Genomic DNA, 16,327 nt, shown 5'->3' with positions numbered 1-16,327 from the left:
ATGCAGATGTTGGGAAAAGCGGCAAAGGTCTTGTAAAGATTATGCCGAAATGGTTAAGTGAAAAGATTGGAGGTTGCAGACATGGAGACTGTCTTACAGATATTTTTATTGACCGTAGGGTTTACGATGCTTATCAAGGGCGCGGATTTCTTTGTGGACGGTTCGTCAGGAATTGCTTCGAGGTTTGGGATTCCGCAGCTTGTGGTCGGGCTTACCATTGTAGCTATGGGAACAAGCGCTCCTGAGGCTGCGGTAAGCATCTCGGCGGCGCTTAAAGGGAATGCGGGCATTACCATTGGAAATGTTGTGGGAAGTAATATTTTGAATATTCTTGTCATCTTAGGTCTTACGGCATTTTTGACAAATAAGGTAGTTCCAGTTGCATCTTCGACTATAAAATATGAAATGCCCTTTATGATTGTGATAACGCTGATCCTTCTCTGGATGGGATATGCGGGAAATGAAATTGCTAGACTGGAAGGAGCCGGATTGTGGGTTGTTTTTCTGTTGTATCTTTTTTATCTTTTCAAGATGGCAAAAAAAGGAGCTGACAAGAATTCAGAGGACGATGAGGGAGGAATCTCAGGAAGAAGAAGGGATAAAATAGAAAAGAGTATGGCAATGCTGTTTTTGTTCACGGTTGTTGGTCTTGCGCTTATTGTAATCGGCAGCAATGTCACTGTGGATGCAGCAACAGCGATAGCAAGGATTGTAGGTCTGAGTGAGAGGTTTATAGGGCTTACGATTGTGGCGCTGGGAACATCCCTGCCGGAATTGTTTACATCAGTTTCAGCAGCGAGAAAAGGCAATGCGGATATTGCAATCGGAAATATTGTAGGAAGCAATATCTTCAACATCCTTTTTGTAGTAGGAACATCTGCGTTGATTACGCCGGTAGTTTTCGAGAGTAAATTTATAGTGGATTCCATTGTGGCTGTGGCAGCGGGAGTGCTGCTGTGGATATTCTCTTTCAATGGAAGGAGTCTGAACCGTGTGGAGGGTGGCTTGCTGCTGCTTGGATATTTGGGATATTTTATTTATTTACTGTGAATCATTCTTAACGACAAGTCCGCGAATAAACGGATATAATCATCTCTAATATGATACGAGAATAATAAGCGTGCAGGATAATGGCAGGAAATTATGCGTATTTCAATGTAAAAAGAAAGGTGGAAGCATATGCAGAAGAAACTAATTTTGGTTACTTCGCCGCCGGCAAGCGGCAAAACATATATTTCAAAACTGCTGGCAAATCGGTTGAAGCATGTAGTGTATTTGGATAAGGATACTCTTATTACGCTGTCAAAGCATATATTTGCAGTGGCTAGGCAGCCGTTTGACCGCAGCAGCGATTTCTTTGAACAGCACATTAGGAATCCGGAATATGACTGTATCGTGGCGTTGGCACTGGAAGCTTTGGACTATGAAGATATTGTACTCATAAATGCTCCCTTTACCAGAGAAATCAGGAATATGGAGTATATCTTGAATTTGAAAGATAAACTAAGTGAGAAAAATGCCAATCTTGTAGTTGTCTGGGTGGAGACATCCCCGGAAGTTGTACATGAACGCATGATCCGAAGAAATTCGGAGCGCGATGCATGGAAGCTGGCGCATTGGGACGAGTACCTTGCGGAATGTAATTTTAATATTCCGTCTAATTTGGATGATCCGAAGATAAAGGACGATCTTCTTATCATAAAGAATGATAACCAGCATGAATTGGGGGTTTCCATGAAAGAGGTGCTGGATATTTTGGAAGACAATGTATGATGGAGGGAGGTGTGCAAAATGGCAATTGGCAGAGTCTCAGGCAGCATAGAGGCATTAGCAGCTGCTGTCAATCCTCATAAAGAAGCAGTGGAACTGGTAGAACAGCAGATAGATGAGCTGGCAGATGATCTTGCTCGAGATACCTATGAAACAACAATGAAGCCGGATGATTACGTTTATCCGAGTGAGAATTATAATAATATTATGAAAGTTAGTGCTGGAGAACATTTTTCATCATCGAACAATAACCGTCAGCCTCAATAAAAGTCTGATTGCAGAGGTACTTGGGAAACACCTTGCAATAGATGTGCAAAAGTAAATGCGAATAGCCTGTGAATCCGAGTCAACGGAATGATGAGCCATATGTCGCAGATGATGCAACGGCTTAACAAGATACTCAAAGGCGAAACGGAGAATTTTGACAACGTTGGAAACACAGTAGAATCTGAAATCCAGGCAAAGAAACAGGCACTGTACGATTTGGAGTATCCTCTGGCTCTTGTATATAGAAGCATAGAGGCGGAACAGACCCCGCATCAAAGAAAGGTAGTTTCATCCAGCATTTCTGTCCTTAAAGGTTTATCAGTGTCTTTACTGAAATGCACTTTGACGGTGTAAGTGGTGTTACCCAACTTCCGTTTGAAACTGTGGGGCTGTTGCTCGTTTTTGGTTTCTGCCATATTCTCTGCTCCTTTACATAAAAATAGAGCGCATAGACTGGTTTCTGTACGCTCTGACGCTGTGTTATATTACTTATTCAGTTGTGATTGTGGTAATGGTTGTTTCGACAAACTGAAATTAGCTTACTTCTCTTTATTCTTGTATGTTCTATAACCTGACAAACAAGTCAAAGCAATCACCATAGGAATTACGGCATATCCAGGATTTGCTGTTCCGTTGGATGTTAGAACATAGATAGCACCAACAAATGTCAGAAGGATAAAGATGATTGATAGTATTAATAATATCTTTTTCATACAATCACGCTCCTTTTTTACTCCATTCCTATTAGGTAATCGTCCGACAAACTGGAATTTGGCACTAAACATATATCCTCTTATTCAAGAACATACTCATAGCGACAATCCTCTTTTGTAGTACCTTCTATTATACATGTTTTTCCACTATTGACAAATCCATTAGTTTCATAAAACTTTCTAGCTTTCACGTTATCTTTTATAACCCATAATACTATTTTATGCACTCCTTTTTTTCTTACTTGCTGAATCAGATATTCTATCAAAAGTGTTCCTATTCCCTGTCCCACAAAAAAGGTTCAACATAAAAATCCGTAATCTCAATTGTCTTATTACCTATAGGCTGTCCGTTTATTACCCCTTTGACGATTCCATCATCATATAGTAGCATCCCATCTAATCTATCTGGATTATTTTTATATTCTTCATACAAATGAACAAACTGTAACTCATTAAATGAGGCATAATCATTTTCAAATATAGGTCTATATGCAACCCTTTTTCCAAACACAATAATCTCGGCAATCCTTGGAATGGCTCATATTTGGTCTTATAACCGACACCATCAATCACGATGAACGGGTTATATGCCATAATTTCTGTCTGCCTAAGTTGTAGTTGGAACAGTTGTAATCATCTTCGGGGGCAATCCAGCGTCCTCTGACTTTGGTGTAGATGTCTTTCTTGTACCTCGCCGTCCTGTGGCGGTGATTATACATCTTCGCCCCGCTCCAACCGTCATCAGTGTAGTGGGAGAGGTTGGCGTAACCGTTCTTTTCCACATAATCTTCCAGTATATTCTTCTGTTAAAAAGTAAAGAGAAGTAAGTGGAAAAGGCTGTTGGAATATCATATTTCCGGCAGTCTTGTCTTTTGTGCAAAAAATAATTCTGCTAGTCTGTGCTTGACAGCAGCATATGGAGAGAAAGTGAAAGCGTATTTAAGACGTGGAGCACAGGAAATTAGAGGAGAAGCCAGGGTATCCATAACCCTGCAGGATGGAAAACTTGTGATAGAGAGGACAGGCCAGGTATGGTCTGACCTGAAAGGGATTGTGGCTATGAAAGGATAAAAGTGGAAGTATGATTAGCAAAACAAATAAGACAGGAGAAGGCTTGTCAAGTGCTTTCCCTTGTCTTTTATCTGTCTTTCGGGGGGAAAAATCTGTATATCAGGAAAATCTTTTTCTAAAAAAAATAAATCATGTATAATGTTCATAAAGAATGCAGGCAGTTAAGGATTGTTAAGATTCCGGTTAAAGACAGTTAAGATTCTGGGTGATATGATATAGCAAATAACAAATTTGAATTTCGGCTGAAAGCAATTAAGGAAGGGATGGCATATATGGAAAGGAACGCAGATGCTGTAATCAGCACAAGCAAATTGTGTAAGAGCTATACGAATGGGGAAGTACCTCAGCATGTGATCAAAAACATGGATATCCAGATATATTACAAAGACTTTACTGTTTTTATGGGAGCTTCCGGTTCTGGAAAGTCCACATTGCTCCATATCCTGTCAGGAATGGACAGGGCAAGCATGGGGGAGGTTTATTTTAAGGATACCAATTTTTCAAAATATTCAGAAAAGCAGCTGGCACAGTTCCGGAAGAAAAACTGTGGATTTGTTTTCCAGCAGGTCTGCTTGATTGGCAGCATGAGCCTCATGGACAATGTGCTGGTGAGTGGGCTGCTTGTAGAGAAGAACAAAAAGCAGGTGGCAGAGCGGGGAAGGAAACTGTTTGCGGAAGTAGGGCTTACGGAAAAGGAGTGGGGAAAATATCCTTCGCAGATTTCGGGAGGTCAGATGGGAAGGGCAGGCATCGTAAGGGCACTGATCAACAATCCGGAAATAGTATTTGCAGATGAACCTACGGGGGCGCTTGATTCCACTTCTGGTAAAGCTGTCTTAGATCTTCTGACAGGGTTTAACCGGAAAGGGCAGACGACTATCATGGTAACCCATGACCTGAAATCAGCATTGCGTGGAAACCGTATCCTGTATCTGCGGGACGGGAGGATAAACGGGGAGTGCTCTTTAGGAGCTTATCAGGGTGAAAATGAGCCGGGCTTTGAAGAAAGAAAAGAGAAGCTGCTCCATTTTCTGGAAGAAATGGGGTGGTAGATATGTTTTTACTGATAAGATCAAACTTAAAAAAGAGTGGTAAAACATCAATTGCGTTTTTCCTTCTGCTCATGGCAGCGATGTTTCTGTCCTATACCGGCAGCCAGATGACGGAGGGATTTAGGAGGCTGTATCAGGATAAGGCAGAGGAGACGAACAGCGCTGATTTTGCGGCAGTTCTGCCCTATGGGTTTTGCGAAGAATATGGGGAGGAGATTGAGAACTTCCGGGAGGCGGATGAAGATATCCTTACGATGGAAACAGCGGATGCCCTGTTGCTTCGGAGTATGGACATTCAGGCAGGAGGCGGGGAGCCGATCAATGGGAGCTGGATGTTCCGGGATGCTGACAGGCAGGGGACGCTTTCTTGCCTTCAAATAGTGGAGCGCTTGGAACAGGTGCCGGAAAATGGAATCTATGTACCTTATGTGTGCAAGACATTTTTTGGCTTTGGGCTTGGTGATGTGTTTCACATTTCATCCAGGGAATGGCAGGAATCTTATATCATTGCTGGGTTTACGGAAGATGTGCTCTTTGGAAGCAGGTCAAATATTGCTTTCGATCTGCCCAAAGTGGCTTTCTGTTCTTTGCGGGAAAAAGCAGGGATAGATTGTGATGCGGAAATAGTGATGATGAAGACGGAAGGGGATGTAAGTGGGCTGGCAAACCGATTTACGGAATTTGTAGCCGGAAAATCTGACGGGGATATCTTTTATAATACATCGGATATCGAATATGCCGAAACCAGCCGGAGTAATAATTTAAGTATTTATGTGGCAGTCATAAATGCAGCTTCCTTTATAGGAATTGCAGCCTGCTTTATGGTGATCGGGTTCCATATGCGGAATACTTTGGATAAGGATTTCAAGGAGCTTGGGACATTGAAAGCAGTGGGTTACAGGGGTGGTCAGATTGTAATGTCCTATACGTTACAGTTCCTGTTTCTTGGATTGCTTGGTGGCATGACCGGTGTGGGAATCTCACAGTGCATTATGCCGATAGTAATAAAGAGTATAGCAACAGATATCGGTTTTGTATGGAACGCTGTATTTTTGGGGTTTGAAGCAGGGAAAAATCTTTTGATTATATTACTGGTAACTGTGGCGGTAACGGTGTTTTTGTCAAAAGGAATATTCAGATTAAGACCTGTGGAAGCCATTCAGGAAAGGGACAAAATGATTCCTGGCAGAAAAAGCAGGATGGACATAGAAAAAACACCTTTCTCGGTAAACCTGTCCGTTATTATTAAGATGATAAGTTTTGAAAGGGCAAGGAGCATACTGACAGGCATTGTCGTATCTGTCCTTATGTGCGTTGCCGGGTTTGCAGTAATCCTGTATGCAAGGCTGGTCAATGATAAAGGAGGGCTGCTGCAGATAACGGGTGCAGAAATTTATTCTGTAAATGTCCAGCCAGACAGACCAGAGCACACAGCGCAGATAGCTAAGGAACTGGAGGGAGAGGGCGTTCGTAAGGTCATGATGGCTGTTGAGCCGGGAAGTTCAAGGATTTTGTGTGATAATGGGGTATATGCGGCGTTAGGTGTGTACAGCGATTATGAGGAATTGGAAAATCCCTCGATCTATGCAGGGCGATATCCGAAACATGAAAATGAAGCTGCTATTTCAGGGAATCTGGCGCAGGCGCTTGGGAAGGATGTCGGTGATACGGTAGAAGTATCTACGCTCTTTCAAGAGCGGCTCTTTCAAGAGCGGCCCTTTCAAGAGCAGCCCTTTCAAGAGCAGCCCTTTCAGGAAGACGCAGGGGAAGGGGCATTCCTGATTGTTGGTCTTACGCAGGGAACCTATACAGGAGGAATGGATATTTACCTTACCATGGAAGGGCTCAGGCTGGTTGATTCCGCAGCACAGTGGCAGACAGTGCATGTTTATCTGGAGGAAGGAATTGATGCAGAGGAATACTGCCGAAACCTAAAGAAACGTTTTTTAGACCGGCTTTCCTATGTGGGAGGTTTCGAACAAGTATTTTATTCCCAGCTTGCCCCGATCATAAACAGTGTGTCCGGCGTGGTGTTCTTTATTATGGCGGTCATGTTCCTGCTCATTATCATTATGGGATATTTTGTAACAAATTCCATTTTATTGACACGAAAAAGGGATTTTGGGATAATGAAGGCGCTGGGATATTCCAATGGACAGATCATTTCCCAGACAGTGGTGACACTTATGCTGTATATCGCAGGAGGCAGCCTGTTAGGGAGCATATTCCTGTATTTTGGTTCCAATGCTGTGATGGCAGAGCTTTTTCACGGGATGGGAGTTTACCGGATTTCTTTCCGTTTCCCTGCGGCGTGGATTGCTGCGCTCATCCTGTGCATGGAGGCGGCAGGATGCCTGACAGCGTTTCTTTCGGCATGGAAAGTCAGGAAGATTGTCCCTTGCAGTCTCATAAAGGCAGAGTAGCGTAGTAAAAGGAAGGAAGCGGATAAATTGGTATATGATTGTCTGATGATAGAGGATGAGGCGCCGTTAGCGGAAAATACCTGCAAGTATTTGAATCTTTCAGGGATAAATGCGGCGGCGGTATCGGGTGTGGAGGAATACCTTGAATTTATAAAGGATAATACCACCCGTATGATCCTGCTGGACATTAACCTTGGGGATGGGTGCGGGTACAACCTGTGCAGGCAGATACGGGAGGAGACACAGGTTCCAATTATCTTTGTAAGCTGCCAGACGGAAGAAGAAAATATTCTGTTAGGGTTGAATGTGGGCGGCGATGATTTTATCTGCAAGCCCTATTCCCTGCCCATTCTTCTGGCAAAAGTAAGGGCTGTGCTGCGAAGGTATTCTGCCGGGGATGACAGGATTATTTCTTTCGGGGAATGTCAGGTGAACATGAAAGAGGAAACTTTATTTAAAAAAGGGGAGCCTGTTTTGCTGAAAAGGATGGAGATGAAACTATTGCTTTATCTTATCCGCAACAGGAACCGTCTGGTTGAGAAAGAGGAACTTTTTAAGGAAGTGTGGCAGGAGGCTTATGTGGGGGACGGGACACTGAATGTCCACATAAGGAAGCTGCGTGAGAAAGTTGAGGATAACCCTTCCAGCCCGGTCTATATTATTACAGAATATGGGAAAGGCTATATGTTCCGTTTGGCAAAGGAGAATTAAGTGAAGCGCTTTATTGTGATCACCGTCAGTTTGTATCTGGCTGCCTGCGTCTCATTGTGCTATATTTTGGCAGCCAGACCGCAGAATAAAATAAAGAATACCGAGGCAAATGACATTATATTTACTGTCAGGAAATACTGGCCGAATGCGGAGCAGGCGGTCAGTATGATGCAGGGGTATGAGACGGACTATCTTGTAACTGATGCCGATGGCAGGACGGTGGTGGCATCCAGACAGGGGCTGGATACGGATTATGTGTATGATTTTATCCATAAAGATTACAGTGCAGATATTCTGGTGGATGGTAAAATTCAGGGCAGGATTATCTTTATCAATAGCGAAGATGAAGATTTAAAAAGAAAAATTGAAGTTTGGGCAATATCGTTTCTTGCTGTATTGTTTTTGAAAGATATCCTTGCGTTTTTATATTTAAAGAAGCATGTGTTCGGAGCGGTAAAAAAGATGAATGATTTTGCCAGCCAGATAGCAAAAGGGAATTTGGACATTCCGGTGGGCAGAATCGATAGTGGGGCTTTTGGTGCTTTTTCGGAGAGCTTCGACATTATGCGGGAAGAACTGCTCTATGCGAGGAAGATGGAGCAGGAGGCAGATAAGCAGCGGCGTGAAGTGATCGCTTCTATCAGCCATGATATAAAAAACCCGGTGGCTTCTATTCAGTCGATTGCCGAGTATCAGTCCCTGACGACAGATTCAGCGGAACTGCGCCGGGAGTTTGAGACGATTGCCCAGAAGACGAACCAGATTAGTGGGATGATCGGCAATCTTCACACAACGATGCTGAATGAGCTGGAAAGACTTCAGATAAGACCGGAAGTGACGGAAAGTTCTGCCATAGAAGAAGCATTGCGGCAGGCAGATTTCAGAAAACGGATAAAGGAGCTTGTGATACCGGAGTGTCTTGTTATGGCTGACAGGGTACGGTTTTTACAGGTGGCGGACAATATCATCTCCAACAGTTACAAATATGCCGATACGGAGATAGAAGTCCGCTGCGGTTTTGAGGGTGAATTTCTGTGCATCAGCATAAAGGACTTTGGGAAAGGCGTAAAAAAGAAAGATGAAATATTCCTTACACAGAAATATTTCAGGGGGCAGAATGCAAAAGAAAAGGAAGGCTCCGGAATGGGCATGTACATCGCAGAGTATCTTGTGAAAAGCATGGGCGGAAGACTGCTTTGCCAATCTGAGGAAAGCGCATGGTTTGAAGTGAGGGTATGGCTGGCGTTGGCTTTCTGAATTTGATTATGTGGGCTTCGCTAAAACTTGTGTGAGTGAATTAGTAAATGTATTTTGTAAAAAGGAGATAGCTATGAGACTAATCAAAAACAGTTTCTTGCTTTGGCTATATTAGGTATGATTGCAATCAACTTGAGTGGCTGCACATATGCGAATAATAAAAATTGGGACGATTTGACAGCAGAAGAAAAGGAAGAACTGCAACAAGAATTTGAAAGTATGAAGGTAGAGCTGGAAGAAGATTTCCCAAGTGATAGATTGAAAAATCAGAGATTTTTCAATCAACAAATTTGTGCTTGCGTCCAAATTTGAGGGCTGTTGGAAGCATGGAGGATAGTGTGGAAGGTAAATTCACATCATACATTCTTGATATAGTTGAAGAAGGTATGGAAGATTAAATAATTCCAGCGCACTAGTGGGAAAAGGCAAGCAGTTACAAAAAGTCGATAAAGTAGAAAAGGATATGGGAGTAAGGTCTCTCCATGTCCTTTTTGTTAAATTAGCATATTTGGAGAGATTGTTAGACACCCGATTTTCGCTATTTATCTTCTCCGTCAATCAAAAACGCATAGCTGACGCTCAGCACCTGCGATAAAGCCCGCAGTTCAATATCGGTCACATACCGCTTGTTGGTCTCAATGCGCGTGATCACGTTCTTGTCCATGTCATATCCGGCAAGCTGCAGCTTATGGGCAAGGTCACGCTGGGAAAGATTCTGCTGTTTCCTTAACTCGATAAGACGGCTGCTTACCAGATTCTTTTCTCCTGACGCTCCTGTTGGTTTTGGCATAGTTATCCCTCCGTTCTGTCGAAATATGTCGAGAAGTTTGTCTCACATTTTGCACCAATACTATTGATTTTAGTAGGTTTCCATATTAAAATCGGTTGCAAATGTGAGACAAAAGGAGGATGTAGTATGCAAAAGGATCAGATTTTTGATAAGATGAACGGGTTTTTAACGGAGGGGATGACTTCTCTGAAGGAAGGAGTTGAAATTGAGAATGAATTTGCCGAGGGAAAGAGTGCTGCCTCCTGTATGAAGGCGTGTACCGGGCGGGAAAGGTTTGCCAAGTGTCTTCCCCCGGTCTTTTTTCTGTCTTTCGGGGAAAAAATCTGTATGTCGGGAATACTGTCTATACTTAGCAAAAAAATCTTCGATAAATATATAGGGAGGAGAGGAAAACATGCAGTATAAACTTTTGATCGTAGACGATGATAAGGCATTGGTAAAAATGCTGGAAAATTATTTTACTATGAAGAACTATGATGTACGGATCGCGGCTACTGGCGAAGATGCATTGGAGAAATGCCAAGATAGAACGGACTTGATCCTGCTGGATATCAATATGCCAGATATGGACGGACTGGAAGTATGCAGACAGATTCGGAATAAGGTATCCTGTCCGATTCTTTTTCTCACGGCAAGAGTGGAAGAACAGGACAGGGTAAACGGTTTGTTGTCCGGTGGGGATGATTATATACTAAAACCGTTCAGCTTGAAGGAATTGGAGGCAAGAATAATAGCTCATCTGAATCGGGAGGAACGTTGGCAGCGGAATACAAAATATTGCTCACACAATGGAATGATGATAGATTATACCGCCAGAGAGGTAGAAGTAGAAGGTGTGACAATAGGGCTTACAAAGACGGAGTATGCTATTATTGAATTTTTATCCATGCATCCGGGGCAGGTATTCGATAGAGAGCAGATTTATGAGAGAATCTGCGGCTGCGATGCAGAGGGTGACAGCCGCAGTGTTACGGAGTTAGTCCGGCGGATTCGGAAAAAGCTGGCAGAGCATACGCAGAGGGATTATATTGAGACGGTTTGGGGAGTGGGCTATAAATGGATAAATTGAGAAACCTGTCGATCAGAAAGTCTATCATTCTATATATTTTTATCAGCCTTATAGTAAGTCTTTTTCTGTGGGGGACAGCTTATGGAGCAGCAGCTTTCGGGGTGAAGTTGTATTCTGCGAGGGAAATCAGTGACGATTCCGTATATTATGATGGAGATTTGTCTGTCAGACCGGATTTATATATTGGATCAGAGCAGGGAAGGTTTCTTTTAGAACTATGTGATTTTATTCTCGTATATGGGTTCCTGATATTCTCTGTCCCCGGAATTGTGATCGCTGTACTGCTGTTTTATCGAAACAAGATACAGAAACCTTTACAGGAGTTAAAGGCAGCTTCCAAGCAGATTGAGGAGAATAACCTAGACTTTCATATCAGTTATGAGAATCATGATGAACTGGGACAATTATGTGCAGAATTTGAGAAGATGCGTAAAGAACTGGAGTCAAATAACCGGAAGATGTGGCGTATGGTGGAAGCGGAAAAGATACTGCGTGCAGCCATAGCCCATGATATCCGCACACCGCTGGCTACCCTGCGTGGATATCAGGAAACGATGCTGGAATTTTTGCCAGAGAGTGTATTAAGCCAGGAGAAGATGGAAGAAATGCTACGGGAAGGGATGGGACAGATTGACAGAATTAACCGTTTTGTGGAAAATATGAGGGTATTATCCGGGCTGGAGTCCAGAGAAGCGGTTTGGGAACGGACAAGCCTTAAACAGTTGGAAGCTAAGTTGCGGATGTCGGCCGGAGTGTTGGAGGCAGAGTATGGGAGAAATGTGACATTTATTGCGGCAGATGCTGATAAAGAGTTTCAGGCAGATGCTGGGGTGGTTCTTGAAGTGGCAGAAAATCTTATATCCAACGCTCTGCGGTTTGCAAATGAGAATGTCTTAGTCAGCTTTATCATTGATGAAGACAGCCTGACGTTGGAAGTAGCGGATGACGGAAAAGGATTTTCACTGCAGGAAGACATACACCAGACCGGGAGACTGGATCAACAACCTGACCTGCAGCACTTGGGGATTGGATTGTATATCAGCCGGATTTGCTGTGAAAAACACGGAGGAAAGCTCACTGTAGAAAACCGTTCTGAGGGCGGGGGCATGGCAAGGGCAACATTTCAGATGAAATAACATACGACAAAGAGGAGGCTGCGAAAGCAGCTTCTTTTTTTAACATAAGGGCAGTTCGCGGAGCGTGCTGCCCGTTGTTTATTATTTTTTCCCCGTTGTCTGTTTGTTGTGAAATGGATGATATCCTAATGTATAGTAAATGGAGTGTGAGGAAAGGTATGGAAATTTTAAAAACAACAGATTTATCAAAGTATTACAGCCATAACGGAACAGTGACGAAAGCCGTTGATCATGTAAATATCAGTATATGTAAAGGGGAGTATGTTTCTATCATAGGACAATCTGGTGCGGGTAAGAGTACATTGTTGAACCTGCTCTGTGGTCTGGATAAGTCGGATGCAGGAAAGGTCTTTATTAAAGGGACATCCATTTATGATGAAGGAAAGAACCTGACTGTGTTCAGACGCTGGAATATCGGATTGATTTTTCAATCCTATAATTTAATGCCTTTTTTGAATGTATGGGAAAATATCATCCTGTTCCTGGGGATTGACGGGAAATCATTAGGCAAAGTATTCGCATATGAATTGTTGGAGTGTCTGGAGTTATCTGCTAAAAAAAGCAGTTTTCCGGAGGAACTATCCGGAGGGCAGCAACAGCGTGTGGCAATCGCCAGGGCATTGATCATGAAACCGTCAATCGTTTTAGCAGATGAACCGACAGTGAATTTAGACAGTAAGACAGGAAGCAAGGTATTCCGGTTATTATTGGATGTATGTAAAAGGTTTGACCAGACATTACTGATTGTCACCCATAACGAGATGCTTGCAAAAGAGGCAGACACAATCATAAGGGCAGTTGATGGGACTGCAGTATGTCTTGTTTTTAGCGTGATGACATACTGGAATAGTTACAGGAGTTTGGAAAAAAGGAGGCTCTGGAAAAAGAGGGGGAATATCATGCTGAATATATGGATGTAAGGATATGGCAGTTGGAAAGAATAGGGAAGATTCATGACATATGCGGGAGCTATATCACATACAAAGCTGATGATGTGCATATTGTAAGCAATTATATTTCGCCGCAGCTTGTTTCTTTTGAAGAACTGGAAAAAGTTTATCATCTTTATGCAGGACATATGCCGCAGAGAGAAGATGAAATCGTTATGGACAGGTGGGTTATGGAAACATTGGGATTGAGGTCTGAACCGGGTGTAAAGACACGTTTGTCATTCAACATAGCGGACATAGATACCAGAGAAGTTCGCCATATAGAAAAGGATTTTCAGATTGTGGACATTCTGGGTGATATAGAATCGTTGAGGGCAGGTAATATTTCTATGTTATTTTTGGAAAAGGCTTTCTGGATAGTATATCAAAGAAAATTTTCTACAATGTGAAAATACGCCTGAAATTAAATTTTGAAAGCAGGAAACAAGTTGAAGAACTGGCATTTGCTATGGGAATCCGGAAGGAAAATATAAATTATAATACGGCATATCTGGATGCGTTCGGCATTGAAATAATGGATATTTTCGGGCTGGCAGTCATAGTATCCTTTATCCTTTTTATAGCCGTAATAGTTGTGCTTAACATCTACAATATTTATTTTGGTCAGAATATAAGAATAAAGATAAACAAGGGTATGTCAGAGATTATCACAGACATGTCGGCACTCTCTTTTCTGACGGCTGCGGTCACAGGATATTTTATCGTGTTGTTCGCATCAAGTTCCCCCTTGCGAAAAATGATGCAAATATCCGTGACAGGGGCTTATCATTACAATCCTGTAAATATCAAAACAGAAATGGGGGAAAGTCACCAGATAAAATCAGCATAAAATATCTGGCATATACCTATATTTCCAGGTATAAGAGAAAATTAGTCTTTAATATCCTTTCTGTGACCTCAACATTTATTCTGTTTATCGTTGCAGGCAGCATCATAGGAAGCATCAATTTAGAGAGCCTGACGATAGGTGGGGATTACAGTATACAGATTTCCGATACAGTTTCAAGAGGCAGGGAACGCATAGATCTGCTGGATGCGGACTTTCTTAATGAATTAAACAATTATGAGGGAATAGAAAGCTATCACACAATCATGTATGACCGTATCTGGCGGGTAGAACAATCCGCAGAAAACCACATTGAGCTGCCGGAGGAATATATGGAGCTGGGAATAGGATATGGAGATATTGACTCTATCCTGTATGGACATGACAGTGAATTTTTGGAAGGCGTTGAAAAGTATATAACTGCCGGAACATTTGATTCCAAGCTGCTGGAAACAGGCGAATATATCATAGCCGTTGATGACGGCATATTCAATCTGTCTCCGGGGGATGTGTTGTATTTCAATAAATCGGACGGAAGTGGATTTGCAGTAAGCGTATTAGCCATTGTTTCCAACAATATCACTTACTGGGGATACAAGGCATCGGGATGCGATCTGATCGTCCACCAGAACCTGTTAGAACATTTAGGCATGGATACCCGTATACAGAGAATTGTTATATCAGCAGGCAGTCAGGGAGGGCAGGATCTTAAAACAGAATTACAAGAAGTGCTGGGCGGGAGAGAAGATATAACTCTCGTTTCTTATATGGATTTAAAGATGGAGCTTGAGGAACAGAAAAATATGATTTCAGCTATTTCTTATGGTTTTTTATTGATTCTGTTCCTGATAGTGGTCTTTCATTTAATCAATACGACATTTACGAATGTTTTGTCCAGGAAGAAGGAATTGGGCATACTGGAGGCAATAGGTCTTACACTACGGTAGATAGAGAGACTGTTGCAATTTGAAAGTTTCTATATTGTGGCTGTTTCATCCATAATCGGGATGGCGATAGGTTATCCTGCGGGATATATAGCGTTTCTTTTGTTCAAAGAACAGGCGGATTATGCTGTGTATTACTTCCCTGTAATGGAAAGCCTATTGCTTGCAGCAGTGCTGTGGCTTCTGCAATGGTTTATTGTCAACAGGTGCAGTGATCTGTTGGAGAAGCAATCCGTAGTTGAAAAAATCAGATATAAGGAGTAAAGGATATGAGAAAATTAAAGGTTTTTATTTTGGCGGCTGTGGCAGTAATTGCAATCTTTTTGATCGCAGGAACGATTCAGAACTCAGATAGAAAGCCAGATGAATACACATTGATATTTGAAGGGGATAACAAGGCAGAGGTATGGGTAGATATAGCAATACAGGGAGAGAATGGCGTTATGTATCTTGGCAGGATGCTTCTTAAGGACAGTGCCCCAACGATGTGTGATGTTGTGGAAACCATCAATGACAGAAATGAAGGAATATTAATCGGCATGGATGATAAGGGAATTATCACATCGGTCAATGAATGGCAAAATGCGATGAAGCATTGGATTGTTTACATAAATAATAAAAGAACTGTAGAACAAAATATAGACTCTATACAGGTAAGCGATTATGACGGCATCACATTGCTGTATGAGTGATAAATAAGTCAACCAAAGGAGGCAGGAGCTGTTATTTGATATGTGGCTGTGAAGGATTAGGGAAGGTTTGTCAAGTGCTTCCTCCAGTCTTTATCTGTCTTACGGGGAAAAATCTGTACGTTGGGAATTGCGATTTCCTATATGCCAACAAACCATGTATAATGAATAGGGGTATTGTAGCAACATCACAGTACCTACCCCTCAAACATAAAACAGCAAAGGAGGCATGACCAATACTTCAGATAGCGGTCTGCGAGGACGAACAGGTGGACAGGGATAACCTCACAGGCATCCTGAAACCGCTTTTAGACAAATACATAGACACAGAAGAATACCGGATTACAAACTTTACCTCCGGTGGTGAACTGTTGCAATCGGATGACACTTTCCATCTGATCTTCATGGATATTATGATGGAGGACAGGAATGGAATCGAAACTGGGCAGGAGCTTTACAGTAGGAACCATTCCGCAAAGATCATATATACAACCAATTTCGGACAATACTGCATGGATGCGGTGATCACCGTACATGCCTTTGCCTTTCTGGAAAAGCCGGTATCGGCGGAAGCGCTGGAGGAACAGCTGAAGTGCTATAATAAAGTTGTAACGGGAGTGGCTAATGAGATATAATAAAAATCACAAGAAAGAGGTACT

At 42.4% G+C, this 16,327-nt stretch carries 25 protein-coding genes; 20 read left to right on the top strand and 5 right to left on the bottom strand.

Going from position 1 to position 16,327, the window contains the following annotated elements:
• Window positions 1-81: 81 nt before the first annotated feature.
• From D5281_RS19885 to D5281_RS19870, 4 genes are all read left to right on the top strand, one after another.
• The gene (locus D5281_RS19885) at window positions 82-1,050 is read left to right on the top strand and encodes a calcium/sodium antiporter (RefSeq protein ID WP_160561806.1); all 969 of its coding nucleotides are present in this window, start codon (window positions 82-84) and stop codon (window positions 1,048-1,050) included.
• 129 nt (window positions 1,051-1,179) lie between these two features.
• A complete protein-coding gene (locus D5281_RS19880) occupies window positions 1,180-1,773 on the top strand; it encodes an AAA family ATPase (protein WP_160561805.1) in 594 nt (197 codons plus the stop codon).
• Window positions 1,774-1,791: 18 nt separating this feature from the next.
• Window positions 1,792-2,037 (top strand): hypothetical protein, encoded by a 246-nt coding sequence (locus tag D5281_RS19875; protein ID WP_160561804.1) that lies wholly within the window; start codon window positions 1,792-1,794, stop codon window positions 2,035-2,037.
• A 99-nt stretch (window positions 2,038-2,136) separates the two neighbouring features.
• The gene (locus tag D5281_RS19870) at window positions 2,137-2,391 is read left to right on the top strand and encodes a hypothetical protein (RefSeq protein WP_277935483.1); all 255 of its coding nucleotides are present in this window, start codon (window positions 2,137-2,139) and stop codon (window positions 2,389-2,391) included.
• 185 nt (window positions 2,392-2,576) lie between these two features.
• Here the strand turns inward: D5281_RS19870 and D5281_RS26015 are convergent, their stop codons facing one another.
• The 4 genes from D5281_RS26015 to D5281_RS19850 form a co-directional block, all read right to left on the bottom strand.
• Window positions 2,577-2,750, bottom strand: a complete 174-nt coding sequence (locus D5281_RS26015; RefSeq protein WP_277935482.1) for a hypothetical protein — start codon at window positions 2,748-2,750, stop codon at window positions 2,577-2,579.
• A gap of 80 nt (window positions 2,751-2,830) precedes the next feature.
• The gene (locus D5281_RS19860) at window positions 2,831-3,016 is read right to left on the bottom strand and encodes a GNAT family N-acetyltransferase (RefSeq protein ID WP_160561802.1); all 186 of its coding nucleotides are present in this window, start codon (window positions 3,014-3,016) and stop codon (window positions 2,831-2,833) included.
• Window positions 3,017-3,024: 8 nt separating this feature from the next.
• A complete protein-coding gene (locus tag D5281_RS19855; RefSeq protein ID WP_160561801.1) occupies window positions 3,025-3,261 on the bottom strand; it encodes a hypothetical protein in 237 nt (78 codons plus the stop codon).
• A gap of 58 nt (window positions 3,262-3,319) precedes the next feature.
• Window positions 3,320-3,532: a hypothetical protein gene (locus D5281_RS19850; protein ID WP_160561800.1), complete on the bottom strand. Its 213-nt coding sequence runs from the start codon at window positions 3,530-3,532 to the stop codon at window positions 3,320-3,322.
• 58 nt (window positions 3,533-3,590) lie between these two features.
• Here D5281_RS19850 and D5281_RS19845 point away from each other — a divergent pair, with 58 nt between their 5' ends.
• From D5281_RS19845 to D5281_RS19820, 6 genes are all read left to right on the top strand, one after another.
• The gene (locus D5281_RS19845; protein ID WP_160561799.1) at window positions 3,591-3,821 is read left to right on the top strand and encodes a hypothetical protein; all 231 of its coding nucleotides are present in this window, start codon (window positions 3,591-3,593) and stop codon (window positions 3,819-3,821) included.
• A 272-nt stretch (window positions 3,822-4,093) separates the two neighbouring features.
• Complete coding sequence (locus D5281_RS19840; RefSeq protein ID WP_160561798.1) at window positions 4,094-4,873, top strand: ABC transporter ATP-binding protein; 780 nt, start codon at window positions 4,094-4,096, stop codon at window positions 4,871-4,873.
• Window positions 4,874-4,875: 2 nt separating this feature from the next.
• The gene (locus D5281_RS19835; RefSeq protein ID WP_160561797.1) at window positions 4,876-7,296 is read left to right on the top strand and encodes an ABC transporter permease; all 2,421 of its coding nucleotides are present in this window, start codon (window positions 4,876-4,878) and stop codon (window positions 7,294-7,296) included.
• A gap of 27 nt (window positions 7,297-7,323) precedes the next feature.
• Window positions 7,324-8,007: a response regulator transcription factor gene (locus D5281_RS19830; RefSeq protein ID WP_160561796.1), complete on the top strand. Its 684-nt coding sequence runs from the start codon at window positions 7,324-7,326 to the stop codon at window positions 8,005-8,007.
• Window positions 8,008-9,264, top strand: coding sequence for a HAMP domain-containing sensor histidine kinase (locus D5281_RS26670; RefSeq protein ID WP_160561795.1), 1,257 nt, complete (start codon window positions 8,008-8,010; stop codon window positions 9,262-9,264).
• A 102-nt stretch (window positions 9,265-9,366) separates the two neighbouring features.
• Entirely contained in the window at window positions 9,367-9,576 is a 210-nt protein-coding gene (locus D5281_RS19820; protein WP_160561794.1) for a hypothetical protein, read from the top strand.
• A gap of 226 nt (window positions 9,577-9,802) precedes the next feature.
• Here D5281_RS19820 and D5281_RS19815 read toward each other — a convergent pair whose 3' ends face one another.
• A complete protein-coding gene (locus D5281_RS19815; protein ID WP_160561793.1) occupies window positions 9,803-10,054 on the bottom strand; it encodes a helix-turn-helix domain-containing protein in 252 nt (83 codons plus the stop codon).
• Between the two features lie 126 nt (window positions 10,055-10,180).
• Between D5281_RS19815 and D5281_RS19810 the strand changes: the two genes are divergently transcribed.
• From D5281_RS19810 to D5281_RS19765, 10 genes are all read left to right on the top strand, one after another.
• Window positions 10,181-10,459 carry a hypothetical protein gene (locus tag D5281_RS19810; protein WP_160561792.1) on the top strand — a complete coding sequence of 93 codons (279 nt, stop codon included), beginning with the start codon at window positions 10,181-10,183 and terminating at the stop codon, window positions 10,457-10,459.
• On the top strand, window positions 10,449-11,123 hold the full coding sequence (locus tag D5281_RS19805; RefSeq protein WP_160561791.1) for a response regulator transcription factor: 675 nt from the start codon (window positions 10,449-10,451) through the stop codon (window positions 11,121-11,123). The genes D5281_RS19810 and D5281_RS19805 overlap by 11 nt, the downstream gene beginning before the upstream one ends.
• The gene (locus D5281_RS19800; protein WP_160561790.1) at window positions 11,111-12,259 is read left to right on the top strand and encodes a HAMP domain-containing sensor histidine kinase; all 1,149 of its coding nucleotides are present in this window, start codon (window positions 11,111-11,113) and stop codon (window positions 12,257-12,259) included. The genes D5281_RS19805 and D5281_RS19800 overlap by 13 nt, the downstream gene beginning before the upstream one ends.
• A gap of 158 nt (window positions 12,260-12,417) precedes the next feature.
• The gene (locus D5281_RS19795) at window positions 12,418-13,179 is read left to right on the top strand and encodes an ABC transporter ATP-binding protein (protein ID WP_160561789.1); all 762 of its coding nucleotides are present in this window, start codon (window positions 12,418-12,420) and stop codon (window positions 13,177-13,179) included.
• An 11-nt stretch (window positions 13,180-13,190) separates the two neighbouring features.
• The gene (locus tag D5281_RS19790) at window positions 13,191-13,598 is read left to right on the top strand and encodes a hypothetical protein (protein WP_160561788.1); all 408 of its coding nucleotides are present in this window, start codon (window positions 13,191-13,193) and stop codon (window positions 13,596-13,598) included.
• Window positions 13,595-14,038: a hypothetical protein gene (locus tag D5281_RS19785; protein WP_160561787.1), complete on the top strand. Its 444-nt coding sequence runs from the start codon at window positions 13,595-13,597 to the stop codon at window positions 14,036-14,038. The genes D5281_RS19790 and D5281_RS19785 overlap by 4 nt, the downstream gene beginning before the upstream one ends.
• A 62-nt stretch (window positions 14,039-14,100) precedes the next feature.
• The gene (locus tag D5281_RS19780) at window positions 14,101-14,982 is read left to right on the top strand and encodes an ABC transporter permease family protein (RefSeq protein ID WP_160561786.1); all 882 of its coding nucleotides are present in this window, start codon (window positions 14,101-14,103) and stop codon (window positions 14,980-14,982) included.
• 12 nt (window positions 14,983-14,994) lie between these two features.
• Window positions 14,995-15,243, top strand: coding sequence for a hypothetical protein (locus tag D5281_RS19775; protein ID WP_160561785.1), 249 nt, complete (start codon window positions 14,995-14,997; stop codon window positions 15,241-15,243).
• A 5-nt stretch (window positions 15,244-15,248) separates the two neighbouring features.
• Window positions 15,249-15,671 (top strand): hypothetical protein, encoded by a 423-nt coding sequence (locus D5281_RS19770; protein ID WP_160561784.1) that lies wholly within the window; start codon window positions 15,249-15,251, stop codon window positions 15,669-15,671.
• 233 nt (window positions 15,672-15,904) lie between these two features.
• On the top strand, window positions 15,905-16,303 hold the full coding sequence (locus D5281_RS19765) for a LytR/AlgR family response regulator transcription factor (protein ID WP_330585180.1): 399 nt from the start codon (window positions 15,905-15,907) through the stop codon (window positions 16,301-16,303).
• The last annotated feature ends 24 nt before the right edge of the window (window positions 16,304-16,327 follow it).

Origin of the sequence: Parablautia muri, from assembly GCF_009917485.1 — a bacterium.
In the GTDB taxonomy this organism is placed as follows: Bacteria; Bacillota; Clostridia; order Lachnospirales; family Lachnospiraceae; genus Suilimivivens; species Suilimivivens muri.
The sequence above is the reverse complement of the archived record's forward strand: the minus strand, read 5'-3'. Positions and strand labels throughout refer to the sequence as shown.